This window comes from Pseudoalteromonas luteoviolacea DSM 6061 (genome assembly GCF_001625655.1).
In the GTDB taxonomy this organism is placed as follows: Bacteria; Pseudomonadota; Gammaproteobacteria; order Enterobacterales; family Alteromonadaceae; genus Pseudoalteromonas; species Pseudoalteromonas luteoviolacea.
In genome coordinates this window covers 1-3,335 of record NZ_AUYB01000043.1, presented here as the reverse complement: position 1 = coordinate 3,335, position 3,335 = coordinate 1, and the positions used below count along the sequence as shown (strand labels likewise).

Here is a 3,335-nt window from a genome sequence, read left to right as displayed (position 1 = left end):
ATTGGGTGTCATGTGAAATTCTCAAGAGGTTTAGTTGTTGAAGTCGATGGACCGCGTACGGATGTTGCTGACATTACGACGTACGAATATGATGAGTTAGGTAACCAGATTTCAGTAACGAATGCCCTGGGACATAAAACTGAAGTGACTAAACACAACCCATCCGGGCGTCCTTTGGTAATTACTCACGCGAATGGTTCTATGACGGAGCTTGCTTATAACGAGAGTGGCTGGATCAGTAGCAAAACAAACGTTACATTTGTTGACGGAGAAAGAGTAGATGCTACAACGCGTTATGAGTATGCCCATAGTGGTGATAATTCAGGACAAGGCCTGATTGAGCGTATTTCACACCCTAATGGAGGGGTAACACGCTACACTTATGATGAAGCTTATCGTGTCAAAACAATTAGTAATCACCTAGGTGAAACAATTGAATACGTCAGAGACCCTGAAGGCAATCCTATTGAGAAAAATGTCTTAAATCGTAACGGTGAACTAGTGAAGCAGCACAGGCAACAGTTCAATGAACTTAGCCAGCTAATTGCACAAGTTGGCGTGAACTCTCAAGTCTCTCATCAGTACAACGGAAATGGGCAGGTGACCTCAACGACAAATGGTCTGGGTAATACGACACATCATGCGTTTGATGCTTTAAACAGGCTTGTACAAACAACCGACTCAGACGGTGGTGTAGTTCATCAAAACTATGATACACAAGATAAAGTTACCCAAATAACAGACCAGCGTGGATTAACCACAGAGTACCAATACAATGGCTTTGGTGAGAAAGTTAAGCAGATAAGTCCTGATACAGGTACTACCGTGTATAAACATAACTCAGCGGGCTTAGTCATCGAAAAAGTTGACAACTCAGGGCAGGTGGTTAGCTATGAATATGATGCAATTGGACGGGTCACTCATGTCCACTTTGCTGGTGCTGCTAATGAAGATATATTTTATCAGTATGATGAGCAGCTTTTCGATAGCGCGCAGCCTCCATCGGTATCGGGTGCAATAGGAAAAGTAACACGCATTCTTGATAACAGTGGCGATAGCCAATACCAGTACAACGGACAAGGCTATCTAACTGCGAAAACCTACCAAATCGAAGGCAGGCAATATAGCCAAGGCTTTAACTATATAGATAATGGGCTGTTAGATTCTCAGGTCTACCCAAGTGGTATGTTTGTTAGCTATGGCTATGATGAGGCTGGACGGGTCAATACACTCTTTAGTAATGCACTTGCAGGCAACACAACCACCTTGGTTGAAAATGTAGACTACCTTCCGTTTTCGGAGCCTGAATTGATCTCCTATGGGAACGGTATTATGCAGCAAAACACTTATGATACAGATGGGCGAATGGAAGAGATCCTACTTAAAAACGGATTAAATACCTTGCTAAATCGCCATTATGTATATGATGAAGCAAACCAAATTACCAACATTGTTAATGTTAAAGATGATGTCCTTTCTGAGTATTTTGAATACGATAATCAGGGCAGGTTAACTTTTGCTTCAGGTGAATATGGCCAACTGAGCTACGATTACGACCAAGTTGGTAATAGGCTTAATCGCAGATGGTTGTCAAAATACAGTGAGTTGCTGGAAGACGAAAGTTACCAATATGCACTCAACAGTAATCAACTTGAGCAAGTTTTGCCGATTAGCAAACCTGAACGGGTGTTTGAGTACAATGTTAATGGCCAGACAACGGTGGATACCTTGAATGGCAAGTCACTTGTTTATAACGCAGCAAATCGGTTAAGTGAAATTACCTTTAGAGATGGTTCAAAAGTCCAGTACGTATACAACGCAAAAGGGCAGCGGGTTGCTAAGGTTCAGACTGCTTCCAACGGTGAGAAAACCACGACACATTACCACTTTGATCAAAATAATTTACTCATAGCGGAGTCCAATGCGCAGGGAGAGCCACTTGTAGAATACGTGTATTTGAACAAGCAACGTGTCGCGAGTATCAGGTATATGGGCAGTTCTCATGTGATTGACTACGTGCACAATGATCATTTAGGGTCACCGATTGTGCAAACTGATATCTCTGGTAAAGTAGCATGGCGAAGTAATACACTGCCATTTGGGCAAAGCTACAAAGTCACGGTGGCAGAGCAAGGTTTTGGATTCCCAGGCCAATATCATGATGTTGAATCTGGCTACAGTTACAATTACTTTAGAGATTATGATCCGAGTCTTGGGCGTTATATTCAGTCTGATCCTATTGGAATCCATGGCGGGCTAAATACATACAATTACACAAATGGCAATCCTATTTCGTTGTTTGATATCTATGGCTTAGCATGGAGCAATAGTGAAGCTTTAGATCACTTTAGAAATAGAGGAGATGATGTTACTTTACGCCAAATTGGTCATTTATCAACAATCCAAGGAACATCAGAGTATGTTGGACTGGCAGGGCGTTTTTCTAAGCAAATATACGTAAAGGCATATAACTTAGCTCAAAATAGCGCACCAGGTACATATAACTTGAATGTAAGCTTTAAGAATAGCTATGACTTTACACTTGATAAGTTTTTTATTGGTTCTGCAACAATAAGTGGAGAGTTTTCAGGTATTTTAGATGTTACAATGGACGGCCGATTCTCATACTCTGGAGTTACCGATTTCCAATTTTTTGATGAGTTTACGGATCCATATGATCTTATTGACAATGATATCTTTGGTCTCGCACCTCCGATTTGGAATCCTGATGGGGAACCCTATGATATTACCGATAGTTGGTCTAAAAAATATAAAGGTTCAGGGAGTTGCAAATGACAAAAGTTAAACTTTTTATTATATCGCCTCTAGCTATATTGTTTTGTTTGGTTTTGTATTTCATATTAGATAAGAGTTATTTATTTAATGGAGTTATTGTAGGTGATGTTTGTATTAGCCAAAAATATTTCCAATCGAATTATGATCTCGTTAATTGCGAAAATGAAACTATGTTAGTCGAGAATGTTAGAGCTTGGATTGTCGAAGGTGAATACATATATGGTGCAAATAAAGAGGATAGTTATTTTATTGTGGAGATTTACTCTGAAAGAACTGATTACTTTAAGTCAATAATTGAAATAGATCAGTTTCTTTTGGATCTGGGGTTGCAGTCGTATGACTTAAATTCAGAAGAGAACATATCACATATAAAAGGCGTTGATGGAGTGGAAAGAAAATACTAAAGGTTATTCTAATTTGAAGAAACAAAAAAGCCCCAGCATTTTGCTGGGGCTTTTTTGTTTCTGGTCGCGTTTCGCCGATTTTTTGGTCACGCCTATTTGACCTGTGTGGTCGCGTCTATCGACTTTCTGGTCCAA

General features: G+C 40.1%; 2 protein-coding genes. Both read left to right on the top strand.

Annotation, left to right across the window (positions count from 1 at the left end; all coding sequences use genetic code 11):
• A partial coding sequence (locus tag N475_RS02290; protein WP_211270590.1) for an RHS repeat-associated core domain-containing protein occupies window positions 1–2,796 on the top strand: 2,796 nt, incomplete at its 5' end.
• The gene (locus N475_RS02285; RefSeq protein WP_063364615.1) at window positions 2,793–3,200 is read left to right on the top strand and encodes a hypothetical protein; all 408 of its coding nucleotides are present in this window, start codon (window positions 2,793–2,795) and stop codon (window positions 3,198–3,200) included. The genes N475_RS02290 and N475_RS02285, both read left to right, overlap by 4 nt.
• Window positions 3,201–3,335 lie beyond the last annotated feature (135 nt).